17 protein-coding genes are annotated in these 13,773 nt (G+C 61.1%); 8 read left to right on the top strand and 9 right to left on the bottom strand.

The genetic code is table 11. The features are described from left to right. Positions 1 to 80: 80 nt before the first annotated feature. From AGR1_RS28315 to blh, 5 genes are read right to left on the bottom strand one after another with little or no spacing between them, the layout of a single operon-like run. Positions 81 to 863, bottom strand: a complete 783-nt coding sequence (locus AGR1_RS28315) for a sulfite exporter TauE/SafE family protein (protein WP_153423400.1) — start codon at positions 861 to 863, stop codon at positions 81 to 83. Beyond that, positions 860 to 1,291 (bottom strand): YeeE/YedE family protein, encoded by a 432-nt coding sequence (locus AGR1_RS28310; RefSeq protein ID WP_052820532.1) that lies wholly within the window; start codon positions 1,289 to 1,291, stop codon positions 860 to 862. The genes AGR1_RS28315 and AGR1_RS28310 overlap by 4 nt, the downstream gene beginning before the upstream one ends. Next, the gene (locus AGR1_RS28305) at positions 1,288 to 1,698 is read right to left on the bottom strand and encodes a YeeE/YedE family protein (protein WP_052820531.1); all 411 of its coding nucleotides are present in this window, start codon (positions 1,696 to 1,698) and stop codon (positions 1,288 to 1,290) included. Before AGR1_RS28305 ends, AGR1_RS28310 begins: the two co-directional genes overlap by 4 nt. After that, positions 1,695 to 2,042, bottom strand: coding sequence for a sulfite-sensing transcriptional repressor BigR (gene bigR, locus AGR1_RS28300; protein WP_107341307.1), 348 nt, complete (start codon positions 2,040 to 2,042; stop codon positions 1,695 to 1,697). Before bigR ends, AGR1_RS28305 begins: the two co-directional genes overlap by 4 nt. Next, the gene (gene blh / locus AGR1_RS28295; protein ID WP_052820529.1) at positions 2,033 to 3,331 is read right to left on the bottom strand and encodes a bifunctional sulfur transferase/dioxygenase Blh; all 1,299 of its coding nucleotides are present in this window, start codon (positions 3,329 to 3,331) and stop codon (positions 2,033 to 2,035) included. Before blh ends, bigR begins: the two co-directional genes overlap by 10 nt. Positions 3,332 to 3,450: 119 nt before the next feature. Here blh and AGR1_RS28290 point away from each other — a divergent pair, with 119 nt between their 5' ends. Together AGR1_RS28290 and AGR1_RS28285 are read left to right on the top strand one after the other, a co-directional pair. Beyond that, the gene (locus AGR1_RS28290) at positions 3,451 to 3,891 is read left to right on the top strand and encodes a hypothetical protein (RefSeq protein ID WP_052820528.1); all 441 of its coding nucleotides are present in this window, start codon (positions 3,451 to 3,453) and stop codon (positions 3,889 to 3,891) included. Positions 3,892 to 3,958: 67 nt separating this feature from the next. Beyond that, positions 3,959 to 4,675: a DUF2243 domain-containing protein gene (locus AGR1_RS28285; protein WP_107341306.1), complete on the top strand. Its 717-nt coding sequence runs from the start codon at positions 3,959 to 3,961 to the stop codon at positions 4,673 to 4,675. Between the two features lie 5 nt (positions 4,676 to 4,680). Here AGR1_RS28285 and AGR1_RS28280 read toward each other — a convergent pair whose 3' ends face one another. Together AGR1_RS28280 and AGR1_RS28275 are read right to left on the bottom strand one after the other, a co-directional pair. Beyond that, entirely contained in the window at positions 4,681 to 6,048 is a 1,368-nt protein-coding gene (locus AGR1_RS28280) for an ATP-binding protein (RefSeq protein ID WP_149149112.1), read from the bottom strand. Continuing rightward, on the bottom strand, positions 6,045 to 6,707 hold the full coding sequence (locus tag AGR1_RS28275) for a response regulator transcription factor (RefSeq protein ID WP_052820525.1): 663 nt from the start codon (positions 6,705 to 6,707) through the stop codon (positions 6,045 to 6,047). Before AGR1_RS28275 ends, AGR1_RS28280 begins: the two co-directional genes overlap by 4 nt. A 105-nt stretch (positions 6,708 to 6,812) precedes the next feature. Here AGR1_RS28275 and dsbD point away from each other — a divergent pair, with 105 nt between their 5' ends. The 5 genes from dsbD to AGR1_RS28250 all read left to right on the top strand — a co-directional run bounded on the left by dsbD (position 6,813) and on the right by AGR1_RS28250 (position 11,648). Beyond that, positions 6,813 to 8,654: a protein-disulfide reductase DsbD gene (gene dsbD, locus AGR1_RS28270; RefSeq protein WP_246669770.1), complete on the top strand. Its 1,842-nt coding sequence runs from the start codon at positions 6,813 to 6,815 to the stop codon at positions 8,652 to 8,654. Then, entirely contained in the window at positions 8,651 to 9,466 is an 816-nt protein-coding gene (locus AGR1_RS28265; RefSeq protein ID WP_062653996.1) for a TlpA disulfide reductase family protein, read from the top strand. Before dsbD ends, AGR1_RS28265 begins: the two co-directional genes overlap by 4 nt. Then, a complete protein-coding gene (locus AGR1_RS28260; protein WP_062653995.1) occupies positions 9,463 to 10,158 on the top strand; it encodes a L,D-transpeptidase in 696 nt (231 codons plus the stop codon). Before AGR1_RS28265 ends, AGR1_RS28260 begins: the two co-directional genes overlap by 4 nt. Position 10,159: 1 nt before the next feature. Continuing rightward, positions 10,160 to 10,771, top strand: a complete 612-nt coding sequence (locus tag AGR1_RS28255) for a DsbA family protein (RefSeq protein WP_107341305.1) — start codon at positions 10,160 to 10,162, stop codon at positions 10,769 to 10,771. Between the two features lie 115 nt (positions 10,772 to 10,886). Beyond that, positions 10,887 to 11,648, top strand: coding sequence for a L,D-transpeptidase (locus AGR1_RS28250; RefSeq protein ID WP_062653989.1), 762 nt, complete (start codon positions 10,887 to 10,889; stop codon positions 11,646 to 11,648). 171 nt (positions 11,649 to 11,819) lie between these two features. Here AGR1_RS28250 and AGR1_RS28245 read toward each other — a convergent pair whose 3' ends face one another. Continuing rightward, complete coding sequence (locus AGR1_RS28245; protein WP_062654064.1) at positions 11,820 to 12,374, bottom strand: recombinase family protein; 555 nt, start codon at positions 12,372 to 12,374, stop codon at positions 11,820 to 11,822. Between the two features lie 306 nt (positions 12,375 to 12,680). Between AGR1_RS28245 and AGR1_RS28240 the strand changes: the two genes are divergently transcribed. After that, entirely contained in the window at positions 12,681 to 12,911 is a 231-nt protein-coding gene (locus AGR1_RS28240) for a hypothetical protein (RefSeq protein ID WP_149149111.1), read from the top strand. Between the two features lie 435 nt (positions 12,912 to 13,346). On the opposite strand, the gene AGR1_RS28235 is transcribed toward AGR1_RS28240, so the two are convergent. Continuing rightward, positions 13,347 to 13,550: a cold-shock protein gene (locus AGR1_RS28235; RefSeq protein WP_035227053.1), complete on the bottom strand. Its 204-nt coding sequence runs from the start codon at positions 13,548 to 13,550 to the stop codon at positions 13,347 to 13,349. Positions 13,551 to 13,773: the final 223 nt, after the last annotated feature.

Here is a 13,773-nt window from a genome sequence, read left to right as displayed (position 1 = left end):
CCTGCTCACCTTAAGGCAGGCTGAAGGCAGCGGCCATTGTGAATAGGACAGGAGTTGCAGCTATGGGATGCGCTGCTGCCTCAGCCGGTCCAGAAGGTCCCCCAGTTCCGATAGAGGATGTAGGCCGCCACCACGAGTACGAGGGCCGCGAACAGGCGGTTGAGGATGTTCTTGTAGGCGCTCAGGCGTGTAGCGAGCAGCATGCCAAGTACGCCGCCGACTATGCCGCCGCCAATGAACTCAACGGCAAGCAACCAGTCCACCAAGCCGGAGGCGGCATAGTTCAGGGCGGTGGCGAGGCCGAACACGCCGACGGAGAGGAGCGAGGTGCCGATCGCGTTGATCATCGGCATGCCCGTCGCCAGCATCAGGCCTGGAACGATCAGGAAGCCCCCGCCGATGCCGAAGAAGCCGGAAGCGGCACCGGCGGCGAGCGCGACGGCCGCTGTGACGAGGCACATCCTGAGGTCCACCGGGCGGCATTCGGCCGATGCCGGTTTCCTGGACTTCAACATCAGGACGCCGACGACGACCATGAGGATGCCGAACAGGAAGATCAGCCGATCGCCATCCATGGCCTTGCCGAGGCTCGAGCCTGCAAGTGCGCCGACGACGCCGAGCGCCGAAAAGACCGCCGCGCAGCGCCACCAGACGTGACCCTTTATCGCGTGGCTAGTAAAGTTCGCGAAGGCGTTGACCGAAACCGCAAGCGCCCCTGTTCCAATGGCAATGTGCGGCTGCGTGACGCCGACGACGTAGAGGAGCAGCGGCGTCGCCAGGATCGACCCACCGCCACCAAGCAGGCCGAGCATGAAGCCGACGATCCCGCCGGAGCCGACCGCCGTAAGGATAGAGGCGCTCATGTCCGTCTGCTCCACACCCTGTCATGCAAGGTCATTCCGACCAGCATGGCGACAACGAACAGGGCCGTCTGTGGGATGCCGATCGACAAGGAAGCGACCGCCGGGCCGGGGCAGAAGCCGCCGATCCCCCAGCCGAGGCCGAAGAGGGCCGACCCTATTATCAGCGGTGCGTCGATCCTGCGGCTCGTGGGGACATGGAAGCTGTCGTCGAAGGCGGGATGGCGCATCCGCTTCATCACCTGCACGCCGATGAACGCGACGACGACGGCGCCGCCGAGGACGAAGGCAAGGCTCGGATCCCAGGCGCCGAAGACGTCGAGGAAGCCCTGGACGCGGGCCGGGTTCAGCATTCCGGAGAGGGACAGGCCGAAGCCGAAGACGATGCCGGAGGCGAGAGCGGCTCCGAACTGGTAGATGTTCCTGTTCATAGTCCGAAACTCCTCAGAACTGTGACGGCCACTGCGCCGGAAGTGAGGAATGTCGCGACCGCAGCCATGGATCGCGGAGACAGGCGCGCCAGGCCGAGGACGCCGTGGCCGCTGGTGCAGCCGGATCCCATGCGCGAGCCGAAGCCGACGAGCAGACCGGCGATAACGATCAGCGGCCACCCTACCGTGATCTCCACTGTCGGCCAGCCGTCGAAGATTGACAGGTAGGCGAGCGGTCCGAGCAGCAGGCCAACCACGAAGGCGAGGTTGGTGGTCAGGCCGAAGCCCTGGGCGAGACGGCCGACGATCCCGCTGATGCCAGCGATTCGCCCAGTGAGGAGCAGTAGCATGACGGCAGATGCGCCGATCAGCATGCCGCCGGCCAATGATGGGAGATAGGTGTTCATTTGCCTTCCTTCACGCAAAAGATGTCATAGAGGGCGGCAACCAGTTGCGCGGCCTTCTCCTCCGTCAGGGAATAGAAGATCTGCTTGCCGTCCCGCCGGGTCTCGACAATGCCGGAGCCGCGCAAAACCGTCAGGTGCTGCGACAGATGAGGCTGGTGGAGGTCGAGCTTCTCTTCAAGCTCGCCCACCGAGTAGCTGCCCTCAACGAGCGTGCAGACGATCATCAGGCGCGCCGGATGGGACAGCGTCTTCAGGAGGTTTGCCACCTCCCCCGCCCGGCTCGCCATCTCGGCTGTCGAAAGTCCCGCCTTCAACATAGCTTTCAGGTCGGCACTCATTCCCATGCTGCTCCCTGCAGGGCATCGAGCGGAAACTTGAGGTAGCGCTTGCCGTTCGCTTCCGGCTCCGGCAGGCGGCCGCCGCGGATATTCACCTGCAGGGCATGGAGGATGAGCTTCGGCATCGGCAGCGTCTTGTCGCGCTTCGTCCTCAGCGCCACGAACTCTTCTTCCGTCACGTCGGCCAGATGCGGGTTGGAATTCTTCTGTTGGGCCACCGTGCTTTCCCAACGCGGTGCCCGGCCGTCCGGCTGATAATCGTGGCCCGTGAAGATCCGCGTTTCGTCCGGTAGCGCGAGGATGTCCTGGATTGACTTCCAAAGGATGCGGGCGTCGCCGCCCGGAAAGTCGGCGCGTGCCGTGCCGCTGTCCGGCATGAAGAGCGTGTCGTGGACGAAGGCGGCGTCGCCGATCACATAGGTGATGGAAGCGAGCGTATGTCCAGGCGAGAACATCACCTTCGCATCGATCGATCCGACCTTGAAGGTCTCGCCGTGGGCGAACAGCCGGTCCCACTGCGAGCCGTCGGTGGCAAGCTCAGGCCAGTTGTAGATGCCCTTCCACAGCTTCTGGACATCCACGACGCGCTCGCCGATCGCCGTCTGCGCGCCAGTCTTCTCCTTCAGATAGTGAGCGGCGGAGAAGTGGTCGGCATGGGGATGGGTGTCGAGAATCCACTCGACGGTGAGCCCCTCCTTGCGGACGTAGTCGAGGATGGCGTCGGCGTTGATAGTTGCCGTCGCGCCGGCCTTCTCGTCGAAATCGAGCACAGGATCGATGATGGCGCACTTCCCCGTATCCGGATCCGAGACCACGTACTGGACGCTCCAGGTGCGCTTGTCGAAGAAGCCCTTCACCTGCGGCCTGCGTTCGGCGTGCTTCTGAAGCCATGCGTCGGCGGCGCCGGTGTCGAAGCCGCGGCTGCCTCCGAACTCGACCACCTCGTCGGCAGACATGCGACCGTCAAGGACTTCTCCGATGAGGTAGAGGATCAGCGACCGGGTGCCGGTCTTGCAGTGGGCGAAGACGGGGCCTTCAGATTCATCCACCGCGCGCTGGAATGCGCGCACGTCCGCCTCGGTGATGGTGGCTCCGGTTACCGGAATGAAGGCATAGGACAGGTTGCAGTGCTTTGCTTCCTGAGCTTCGGCCTCTGTTCCCGGCTGTCCGGACTCTTCGCCATCCGGCCGGTTGTTGATAAGCGTTGCGAACCCGTTTTCGTGCAGCGAGCGGATGTCTTCGGCGCTTGGCTGGGACGAGACCGAAAGCTTCTCGGATACTCTGGTTACAGGCATGACTGGCTCCGTGGTTATATCGGTATACGTTATAATATATTATATAACAATTGGGGTTCAAGGTCGGTGACGGAACTTTGTGTTCACCTCGTGGTTCCCGCGCAGAGGAGGCTAAAACCATGGCCACGACAGCAAACCGAGTCAGCGCCCAGACACCCACTGAGATTAACCGACATCTTCGCTGGGAGATGGAGAAAAGGCTCGCCTACTACGAAACCCACCCCGACCAGATCCCGACCCGGCTGGAAGAACTCGATCGCGAATGGGACATCGAGCGAACGCTCGAGGCGAATGCTTCCACCTTGGCATTCACGGGAACCATGCTGGCGGCGACGGTCGACAGGCGATGGCTTGCACTCCCGGCGATCGTGACTGGCTTCCTCTTCCAGCACGCCATGCAAGGCTGGTGCCCTCCGCTTCCGATCCTGCGCCGGCTGGGCTTCCGAACGGCGGAGGAGATCAATCAGGAGCGCTATGCGTTGAAGGCGCTCAAAGGTGATTTCGACGTCAAGGGCGGCAACAAGCTCGATACTGTCCTGCGAGCCGTCGGGATCAGGTGAGGCGGGGCATGACGGCAGCCATCAGACCGAACGAAAGTGACAAGCAGGGCTTCCCCGCGACACTAATATGGGCGGCTTCTTCGACGGAATACTGCTCCACCAGATCCTCCAATGGCATCATCTCCTAAGTGGGGTCGAAGAAGCACGTCAAGACATTCGCGTACTGATCCTGACAGACGGACTTTTCCACGCGCTGATGTACGTGGTCGCCGCGGCGGGGCTTTGGCTGCTGTGGCGGTCGAGACACTCTTTTGCTGCCCGCGGAGCAGACAGACTCCTCTTCGCAAGCGCGTTGATCGGCTTCGGCGTCTGGCACATTCTCGACAGCGTTCTTTCCCACTGGATACTCGGAATCCACCGGATCCGTATGGACGTGGAAAACCGCATGTTCTGGGATCTCCTTTGGTTCGTCGTTTTCGGCCTAGTGCCTCTCGCCCTGGGCGCCTACTTGCGCCGGAACGGCATGAGAGGCGACGGGCGCCGGATTTCGAAAGGGCCGGTCGGACTGGCCTTGGCAGTTCTGATCGCCGGGCCTCTCGCCGCGCTACCCGCGCCAAATGAGGGACCTATCATGATCGTATTCGGCCCTGGCTCCACCGCCGCACGGGCGATGCAAGGGCTCGAAGCAAGCGGCGGGCGCCTCCTGTGGTCCGATGCGTCCGACATGGTCTGGGCCGTCGACATGTCTGCTGGAGGCGATGTGAAGCTGTTCTACAAACATGGTGCGATCCTGATCAGCAACTCCATCTTCCCAGCCGGGTGCTTCAACTGGACGCGCGTCTGAGGCGGTCAGATTGGGAAGGAGGCTCTCGCGACGAACCATGTACCGCCTCTCTCAAACGTCAGGTTGCCGCCGAGACGATCGAGCGCCATCTGGACGATCGACAATCCGAGGCCGCTTCCATGACCAGAGGCCTTCGACCCTCTGAAAAAGCGTTCCGTCACCCGCGCCTCGTCGGCAACAGGAATCCCCGGCCCCTGGTCCAGGATCTCGACAACGACCTCGCTTTGACTTTCGCTGACCCGGCACCTGACCACTGCACCCTTCGGCGAGTGCTGAATTGCGTTCTCGAGCAGGTTTCGGATCGCCAGACGCAGGAGGATTCTGTCGGCCTCAAGAACTGCCGGCTGCGGGGTTCGATCTGCGTGCTCCATCGCGACGTGAACCTCGTTGGCCGCTAGCTGCGTCTCCAGTTCCGAAGCGATCTCGCCAACAAGTACTGCAACGTCGACTGGCTCATCCTTGGCGGCGCCCTGCGACGCATCGACGGCGGCAAGATCGATAAGCTGACGGACCATCCGGCTGGTTCGGTCGACACTTGTGGAGATGCGGGAGAGGGCCTCGCGCTGGATCGTGGAATCGTCGGTCCTGAGAGCGATCTGCGCCTGGGTCTTGAGACCAGCAAGCGGCGTCTTCAGTTCATGCGCAGCATAGGCGGTAAAGCTCTGCTCCCGGTCACGCGCTTCGGCCACCCGGCCGAACAGGCTGTTCAGCGCTCGAATGACCGGCCGCACTTCCCGCGGCACGGTTCCGTCATCGATCGGATGGAGTTCAGTTGCGGAACGCCCGGCAAGTCCCTCGGCAATGCGCGTCAGTGGGGCAAGACCGCGGCCGACGCTGACCCAGATCAACACCGCCAAGACGGGGAGGATGACGATGCCGGGAACAAGAAGCCCCTTGATGACGTCGCCGATGAGTCGGTCCCGTATCTCAAGGCTGTCGCCGACCAGAACACGAACGCCGAGCGTCGGGTTGACGACCGCGTAGACACGCCACCGTTCTCCGTCGATCTCAGTTTCTTCGAAGCCATCCGTGTGGCTGGCAAGCGAAGTTTCGGGCGCACTCTCGGAGCGGCTGACGAGGCTGCCCTGAAGCGACCAGATCTGGCAGGAGAGCTGGCGGCTGTAGCTGCCGTCAGCTTGCTTGAACGGTGGAGGCGGAGCATTCGCGATTGCAGCGTCTACCGCCGCAGACGGCTCGATCCGGTGATCCGTGATGAGCGAGCTCACCATGCGTGCCGCTTCCATCAAACGGGCGTCCAGCACCCGCTCGACTTCGGCTTGTGTGCTTGCGTAGATCCAGGCCGCGGCGAGAAGCCAGACGGCGCCGGTCGTGGCCAGCAGGATCACAAACAGTCTGATCCGTATCGAATTCATTGCGATGTCCTCAACCGGTAGCCCGCGCCCCGCACGGTCTCGATGAACGACGCACCGAGCTTGGATCGCAGCTTGTGGATGTGAACCTCGACGGTATTGCTCTCGATTTCCTCCTGCCACCCATAAAGCTTCTCCTCGAGGTTCGACCGCGACAGGATGACGCCCGGCGTCTCCATCAACGCCTGGAGGATCACGAACTCCCGTCGGGAAAGGGAGATCGTGATCTCGTCACGCGATGCGGACATGCGTGCTGGGTCGAGGCTGACGTCCTTCCACTCGAGAAGCCCGGCCGCACGGCCGTGTCCACGGCGGACGATGGCGCGCAGACGGGCCGCAACCTCGTCGAGATCGAATGGCTTGCCGAGATAGTCGTCTGCCCCCGAATCCAGTCCAGTGATGCGATCCGCGACCTCGTCCTTTGCCGTCAGGAGGAGAACCGGCGTGCGATCGCCGGAGCGGCGCATCCGCGACAGCACATCGAGGCCTGATCCGTCAGGGAGCATGAGGTCGAGTATGATCGCGTCGAAGCGGTCGGCCTCGATGGCCGCGTCGGCGTCGGCAACCGATGTCACGGCGTCCACCGTAAAGCCGCACATCTGCAGCCCGACCTTCAAGCCGTCCAGCAGGATCTCGTCATCTTCCAGCACAAGTAGCCGCATCACATCCTCGTCTAGCTTCGCATCCTCCCTGCGCCCGCCACCTTAAGGCTGCCTTAAGGTTGGGAGGAGAGACCGCCGCTCCAACCCAACCAACGGAGCAGCCCTTTGCGTTTCTTCCTGTCGGCGTCATGTTTCCTCGCGACCATAGCTGTGTCGGCCGTGGCGTTAGCCATCGAACCGCCGCTCCCCATGGATCAGGCTTTCCGCATGGAGGCCGGCCGCGATGGTTCCGACATCGCAATAAGATGGCAGCTCGAGGACGGCTACTACCTCTACCGGGAATACCTGAGTGTGACCGGCGTCGGCGGCAAGCCACTCGAAATGGCAACTCCACCGGGTGTCATCAAGGAGGATCCAGGATACGGAAGCACCGAAGTCTACTACGGCACTGCCACGGCCACGGTCGCCGGGCCGGTCACGGGCTCTTTGAACGTGACCTACCAAGGCTGCCAGGATGGCGGACTCTGCTACCCGCCGACGACCGTCGAGATCGACGCCGCGACGCTTGAACCCAAGTCGGACACAGGAAAATCTGGTCTCCAGACTGCGCTTCGATCGCAGGCAGCCTTTCCTCTCGTGTCCAAAGGGCCGAAAGCCGCCGACAGCTCCAGCATCCGGATCTCGGATCCGTCAACCAACGGTGTGGTCAGTTCTCTCCTCGACCGCGGCGGCGTCCTCTTCCTGATTGTCGGCTTCCTTGGTCTTGGCGTCCTGCTGGCCTTTACGCCATGCGTGTTTCCCATGTACCCGATCCTGGCAGCGACACTGACGAGGGAAGGCGAGAGCCTGTCGACCGGACGTGGATTCGCCCTGTCATCGACTTACGTCCTCGCTCTTGCAGCGGCCTTCAGTCTCTTCGGCGTGGTCGCTGCATGGTGGGGTCAGAGCTTCCAGATCGCGTTGCAGTCTCCCGCTGCCACACTCATCGTTGCCGCCATCTTCGTAGCGCTGGCACTCTCCAGTTTCGGGCTGTTCGAACTGCAGCTTCCGTCCTTTCTCAGGAACCGGCTTACCGCGCGCCGCGGTTCAGGAGGTTCACTGGCGTCGTCGGCAGCACTCGGGTTTTCATCCGCTCTGGTCATTGGACCCTGCGTCACGGCTCCGTTGGCGGGCGCGCTTCTCTACATTGCGCAGACAGGAGACGTCGTCCTCGGCGCGACGGCCCTGTTTGCGCTCGGCGTCGGCAAGGGCATCCCGCTGATCCTGATGGGAACCTTCGGGTCGGGCCTCCTTCCCCGTGCAGGACAATGGATGGAACGCGTCCGGCAGGTCTTCGGCTTCCTCTTCTTCGCCACCGCCGTCTGGCTCGTGGACCGTCTGCTGCCTGCCGGAACTGGTCTTCTGTTGTGGTCCGTTCTGGCGATCACCTTCGCAGTCTTCATAGGAGCTTTCGATCAGATGCGACCCGAGGTCGGTGGCGCTGCACGGCTTGCCAAATCCGCGGGCATACTGGTCGGTCTCTACGGCGTCATCCTGGGGATTGGCGGCCTCTCCGGCGCGACGGACCCTTTGAAGCCTCTCGCGACGATTGCTGCCGCAAGCTCCGGAGACGCGACACCCGCGAGAGTGATCGGCAAGGACTCGTTCCAGTCCATCGCCTCGGCAGCCGATCTGTCCTCGTTGCTGAGAGCCGATGGGCCCGCCGCCCCCACGCTTGTCTACTTCACGGCCGACTGGTGCGTCACTTGCCGGGTGATCGAGCGGTCCGTTCTTCCGGACGCGACCGTGGCAGACGCGCTCGACGGCATCCGTCTGGTCTCGGTCGATCTCAGCGAGATCACCGAGGCAAACCAGTCGTTGATGAAGGAGCTGCAGGTCGTCGGGCCGCCGACGATGCTGTTTCTGGACCGGGACAACCAAGAAGTCCAAGACACTCGACTTGTGGGCGAGATCACTGCGGACACCGTTACGGTCTCGGCGTCGAGCGCGAAGGGGCAGCTCCGATGAACGCGGTGTCGCTTGGTCCATTTGCGTTCGATGCCGAGCGTTTCGCAGCAATCATCGGCATGGTCGCGTTCGTTGCCGTGGCCTCCGTTCTCGCACATCGAGTCGACGACAGGCTCGGCCGCTGGTCGTCGTGGACGGCGGTCGTCGCGCTTGCGGCGGCGCGCCTAGGGCATGTTCTGCAGCATGCATGGAGTTTTGCTCCAGAGCCTTGGCGGATCCTTTCTGTTTGGCAAGGCGGCTTCTCCTGGAGCGGAGGTGCCGCAGGCGTCGCCGTGATGCTGGTCGTCCTGTTCCTGAGGAGCCGAAAGCTTGTCGGATGGGCTGCGGCAAGCGTCGCGGCGGGAGCCGTCGCGACAACGGCGACGCTGGCATTCACCTATTCCGATACGCAGCTTCCGGCTGTTACCTCAACCTTCCGGACCCTTGACGGTGCAGAAAGCAGGATCGGTGACAACGGTCGCCCGACGGTTCTGAACCTATGGGCGACGTGGTGCCCACCTTGTCGCCGCGAGCTGCCGATGATGGCGGAACTTGCTGCAAGCACTGCCGATGTCGACTTTGTCTTCGCGAACCAGGGAGAGCCCTCGGCAAAGATCGCTGACTACCTCCGGAGCGAGAACCTCAACCTGGCGCAGGCGCTGCTCGATCCGCAACTTCTGCTCAGCCGCCATTACTCGGCAGTCGGCCTTCCCGCGACGCTCTTTCTCGCAGCCGACGGCACGCTTGCCGGCTCCCATCTTGGCGAGATCTCCCGCGAGGTACTCGCGCAGAAGATTCAGGAACTCAAATCTGAAGAAGGAATATCCGAATGACACCTTCCCGAGCGGCCGCTCTGTGGCGACCGTTGACCGCCTCGATTTTCGTCATGGGCCTGTCCGCCTGCGCGCAGACGGCCCCAGAGCCACCAAAGATCGAAGATCCGAAGGTGGATACGTCACTGGCCAGCATGTACGCCCCGATCAAGGATGGAGATGAGACCATCCCCGGCGTCGATGTCTCCAAGATGGACCCGAAGAACGTCCGCCAGGTCGTCGACTACAAGACCGGCTATTCGGCGGGCACGATCGTGGTCGATCCCCATTCCCGTTTTCTTTACCTCGTCATGGAGGGTGGCAAGGCGATGCGCTACGGCGTCGGCGTGGCCAAGGCGGGTATGGAGTTCGAGGGCGAAGCCGACATCTCGCGCAAGGCGCAATGGCCGGGCTGGGTGCCGACCCAGAACATGATCCAGCGCGATCCGGAGCGCTACGGCCCTTTAGCATCGGGCCTGGAGGGTGGCATCAAAAACCCTCTGGGAGCACGTGCCCTGTACCTCTACCAGGGGGGCAAGGACACGCTCTATCGCATCCACGGGACCAATGAACCCTGGAGCATCGGCAAGTCGGTCTCGTCCGGCTGCATCAGGCTGTTGAACCACGACATCATCGACCTCCACCGACGCGTGCCGAAGGGGTCGAAGGTCGTCGTGCTCGGACCCACAGAATCCGGAAAAGGAGAAGTATGACATGATCACTCGTAGAAACCTGCTCGCCGCCGCCGCCGGCACTGCCGCATTCGCCGCTACCTTGCCTCGGATGGCGTTCAGCCAGGAGATCACCGAAAAGTCAGTCTTCTACGACCCAGACGCGCCCGTTCTCGGAAACCCGAAGGGAGACGTCACGGTCGTCGAGTTCTTCGACTACCAATGCCCTTACTGCAAAAAAATCCATCCGATGGTCGAAAGGGTGGTTCGCGAGGACGGCAATGTCCGGCTGGTGCTGAAGGACTGGCCTGTCTTCGGCGGCGCATCGATCTTTGCCGCCCAGGCCGTCCTTGGAGCCGCACAGATGGGAAAGTACGAACCAGCCATGGAAGCGCTGATGAAGACGACGGGAAAGCTGACGGAGGAAGAGGTGGAAAAGGCGCTCACGAGCACCGGCCTCACCATGCAGGAGATTGCTGCCGCTGTGAACAAGCATAGTGCCAAGATCTCGGGGCTGCTCGACCGCAATTACAGTCAGGCACTGGCCTTCAACTTCGCAGGCACGCCCTCCTTTGTCATTGGGCGGACGACTTTCGCCGGCGTCCTCGACGAGAAAGGGCTGAAGGGCGCGATAGCAGAGGCCCGCGCGGCATGAGTGGACGGATTTTTGGAGCCGGTCTTGTTCTGCAAGAAGCACCGGCAGAGCCTTCAGGGTGCCTTAAGGCTGCCGGGCTTGGAAGAGGTCGAAGAAATCAACGAAGAGTCGCCGCATGACCAATGAGATCCAGACCAAAAGAAGAACTAGCTGCTCAACCGCGAGCCGCATTGGCGCAAGCTTGCCGAGGCGTTCATTTATCCTTGGGATTGGAGCAATCGCCGTTTCAGGCTGCGTCTCGACCGAGCCCCCGCCCGTTTTGGCGACGCTCCCGGAACCCCTGCCGGCGCCCACACCAGTGGTGCCGCCGATGTACTATGCCATGCCGAATGAGCGTTTTCCGGTCCCGGAAATCGATATCACTCAACTCGACCCGCAATTCTGGCGGACGGAGGTCGATTATCCTACGAGCGAGAGACCGGGAACCCTCGTAGTCGATACGCCAGGCAAGTATCTTTACCACGTCAAGGCCGATGGCCGTGCCATGCGGTACGGGATCGGGGTCGGACGTGAAGGATTTGCCTGGGCGGGACAGGCTATCATGGCCTACAGGCGGGAATGGCCGCGCTGGACGCCGCCCGATTCCATGGTCGCGCGGCAACCGGAACTGGAACCCTACAGCATTGCAAATGGCGGCATGCCTCCCGGACTGAAGAATCCGCTCGGCGCGCGGGCGCTCTACATCCATGAGGACGGGAGGGACACCTTATATCGAATCCACGGCACACCTGAGGCCTTCAGCATTGGGAAGGCCGTTTCCTCAGGTTGCATCCGGCTCATCAATCAGGACGTGATTCACCTTCACGACGAGGTAAGAGATGGCAGCCGCATCGTGGTCATTCCCGACCCGGCAATGAGCCATCTGCTCGTAGGTTGAACTTCAGGTTGATCCGCAGGTGACATCACCAGCGGGTTCACCCGTGATCCTGGGGCAGGAATGGCCGCGTTCGGCTCGCGAAACGGAGAGTGTCGCTTTAGAGATTGCCGCAACGCAGCCGTATGCGTTGGACTGCAATGTCCGCTGTTGGCGCGAAGCCGCCTTCTTGCCCTACGATGATGCGGCTTCTCTGAGGGCGCGATACACGCTTGCACGACCTATGTTCAGCGTCTTGGCAATTTCTGTTGGTCCCATCCCGTCGGATTTCAGTCGGCGGATCCCAGCAACATCAACATGAGGCTTCCTGCCTTTGTAGACCCCTCTGCTTTTTGCAGCGGCGATGCCTTCCATCTGTCTTTCTCTACGAAGGTTCGTCTCGAACTCAGCGAATACGCCGAGCATATCGAGGAAAGCCTTGCCGGCCGCCGAGCTCGTGTCGATCGGCTGTTCCGTCGCCTTCAGGGTCACCCCTTTCTGCTTAAGCAGTCGTATGATGTCCTGCAGATCTCCAACTGACCGCGCCAGCCGATCGACCCGCGTCACGACCAGGCTGTCGCCGTCGCGCATGAATTCTAGAAGCGTGTTAAGCTCCCTCCGATCCTGCTTAGTTGATCCGGATTTCTTTTCCGCCCGGATGACCGTGCACCCGGCCGCCTTCAAAGCCGCCTCTTGAATTGCCAGATCCTGATCGATGGTGCTGACACGCGCGTACCCGTAAATTGCCATGAAACGTCTCAATAGGTTCTAGACCTTTAATGGGTAGCGTCTCATAACTTCAAAATCAACCCAAATGATACACTGATATGTGTCTCACGCAGATTGTCTCAGAAGGTATACCCTAAAGCACCTGTGGTCGGTCGCCGATTGAGGCATCTGCGAACTAATCCCTTATGGGAGGTGAAGAACCAAACATCTGATTTATCGAAAAGATGCGGGAAAGACGTGTAGCTCGGTAGAGAATGTGTTGCGAAGCTTATGGACGTGATGTCATGTCACTATGTGATCAGGCATAGCTTGGGGAGAGTACCGCTGATGGGAGGAACCTATTTTGATGACCAGCAGGAGATAGGCCCACAGGGGTTGGCATTGCTACGCAAGGTGCTCGCGGACCTGTTTCGAGATCAATCTGGCGCCTCAAATGCGGATGAAGAGCTTGGCCTGGCAAAGGAGCTGGTCGCCCTGTTCAAGTCGGGCTTTCGAAGCGAGGAAGAGTTGAAAGCAATGGCTAGGGGCATAACAATTGAGAGCCATCAGCATGATTGAAAACAAAGGACTTGATGGGAGCGCAGGAGCTACTATTTCCCGCTAATGATCCACGACGTTGCCAAAAAACTCAATTCAGTTCTTGCACCTGAAGATCTGGCACTGCTGGAGACGGCCTTTGCGCGTGTGTGCGAACTGCGCGGCGTCTCTCAAACATCGCCGCCGGCGCAGGAAAGCGCTAAAGTTCTGATAAACCTATATCTGAGCGGAATTCGAAACCGGTTCCAACTGGTGGCGATGCTAACGGGGCAGAGGTTTCCGTAGAAAGCGTTGACCCAGTGTTGAGCTGCGTGCGCTTCCGATTGAGCAAGACCGGAAATCCAGACGGCACTGCCATGGCATGAATGGCAATATTGTTTGTCTTGCTGACAAATAAACCATGCGCGACGACTGATGTATCACCGAATCGCCGCGCTGGATGTTGTAAGCGACGGCTCAGATCACTGAAACGTTCTCGGCCTTGGATTTACCCGTCTTGCGGTCCTGACCTACTTCATAACGAACCTTCTGACCGTCTTTAAGTGCCTCGCCGAAGCCGACCGCGGAGATATGCACAAAGACGTCCTGACCGCCATCGTCCGGGGTGATGAAGCCGAAGCCCTTGTCCTGAGCAAAGAATTTTACTGTTCCGGTCGCCATGTGTACCTCTGTTGGTGATTGAGACGCAGACCTTAATCGCCATGCGTCCGAGCAACAAGCGGCATCCTGTCCGGCTTCATCGGAATACGCATCCTGTCAGGCCATTGGCGACAGGCTGCTGTATCCTCTGATCGGACGGACTGAGACTTTAGGCGAAGATCGCTGTTCATAAACCGCTGCTTTAGGTTTTTGGCAGATAGTGAGTATCAACTGTGTTGGCGGT

It is taken from the genome of Agrobacterium sp. B1(2019) (assembly GCF_008274755.1).
GTDB classification, from domain to species: domain Bacteria; phylum Pseudomonadota; class Alphaproteobacteria; order Rhizobiales; family Rhizobiaceae; genus Agrobacterium; species Agrobacterium salinitolerans.
The sequence above is the reverse complement of the archived record's forward strand: the minus strand, read 5'-3'. Positions and strand labels throughout refer to the sequence as shown.

What these genes read in the sequence shown, in the direction of transcription:
- AGR1_RS28315 (WP_153423400.1), bottom strand. Translation starts at nt 863, where the DNA reads ATGAGCGCCTCTATCCTTACGGCGGTCGGCTCCGGCGGGATCGTCGGC.
- AGR1_RS28310 (WP_052820532.1), bottom strand. Translation starts at nt 1,291, where the DNA reads ATGAACAGGAACATCTACCAGTTCGGAGCCGCTCTCGCCTCCGGCATC.
- AGR1_RS28305 (WP_052820531.1), bottom strand. Translation starts at nt 1,698, where the DNA reads ATGAACACCTATCTCCCATCATTGGCCGGCGGCATGCTGATCGGCGCA.
- bigR (WP_107341307.1), bottom strand. Translation starts at nt 2,042, where the DNA reads ATGGGAATGAGTGCCGACCTGAAAGCTATGTTGAAGGCGGGACTTTCG.
- blh (WP_052820529.1), bottom strand. Translation starts at nt 3,331, where the DNA reads ATGCCTGTAACCAGAGTATCCGAGAAGCTTTCGGTCTCGTCCCAGCCA.
- AGR1_RS28290 (WP_052820528.1), top strand. Translation starts at nt 3,451, where the DNA reads ATGGCCACGACAGCAAACCGAGTCAGCGCCCAGACACCCACTGAGATT.
- AGR1_RS28285 (WP_107341306.1), top strand. Translation starts at nt 3,959, where the DNA reads ATGGGCGGCTTCTTCGACGGAATACTGCTCCACCAGATCCTCCAATGG.
- AGR1_RS28280 (WP_149149112.1), bottom strand. Translation starts at nt 6,048, where the DNA reads ATGAATTCGATACGGATCAGACTGTTTGTGATCCTGCTGGCCACGACC.
- AGR1_RS28275 (WP_052820525.1), bottom strand. Translation starts at nt 6,707, where the DNA reads ATGCGGCTACTTGTGCTGGAAGATGACGAGATCCTGCTGGACGGCTTG.
- AGR1_RS28265 (WP_062653996.1), top strand. Translation starts at nt 8,651, where the DNA reads ATGAACGCGGTGTCGCTTGGTCCATTTGCGTTCGATGCCGAGCGTTTC.
- AGR1_RS28260 (WP_062653995.1), top strand. Translation starts at nt 9,463, where the DNA reads ATGACACCTTCCCGAGCGGCCGCTCTGTGGCGACCGTTGACCGCCTCG.
- AGR1_RS28255 (WP_107341305.1), top strand. Translation starts at nt 10,160, where the DNA reads ATGATCACTCGTAGAAACCTGCTCGCCGCCGCCGCCGGCACTGCCGCA.
- AGR1_RS28250 (WP_062653989.1), top strand. Translation starts at nt 10,887, where the DNA reads ATGACCAATGAGATCCAGACCAAAAGAAGAACTAGCTGCTCAACCGCG.
- AGR1_RS28245 (WP_062654064.1), bottom strand. Translation starts at nt 12,374, where the DNA reads ATGGCAATTTACGGGTACGCGCGTGTCAGCACCATCGATCAGGATCTG.
- AGR1_RS28240 (WP_149149111.1), top strand. Translation starts at nt 12,681, where the DNA reads ATGGGAGGAACCTATTTTGATGACCAGCAGGAGATAGGCCCACAGGGG.
- AGR1_RS28235 (WP_035227053.1), bottom strand. Translation starts at nt 13,550, where the DNA reads ATGGCGACCGGAACAGTAAAATTCTTTGCTCAGGACAAGGGCTTCGGC.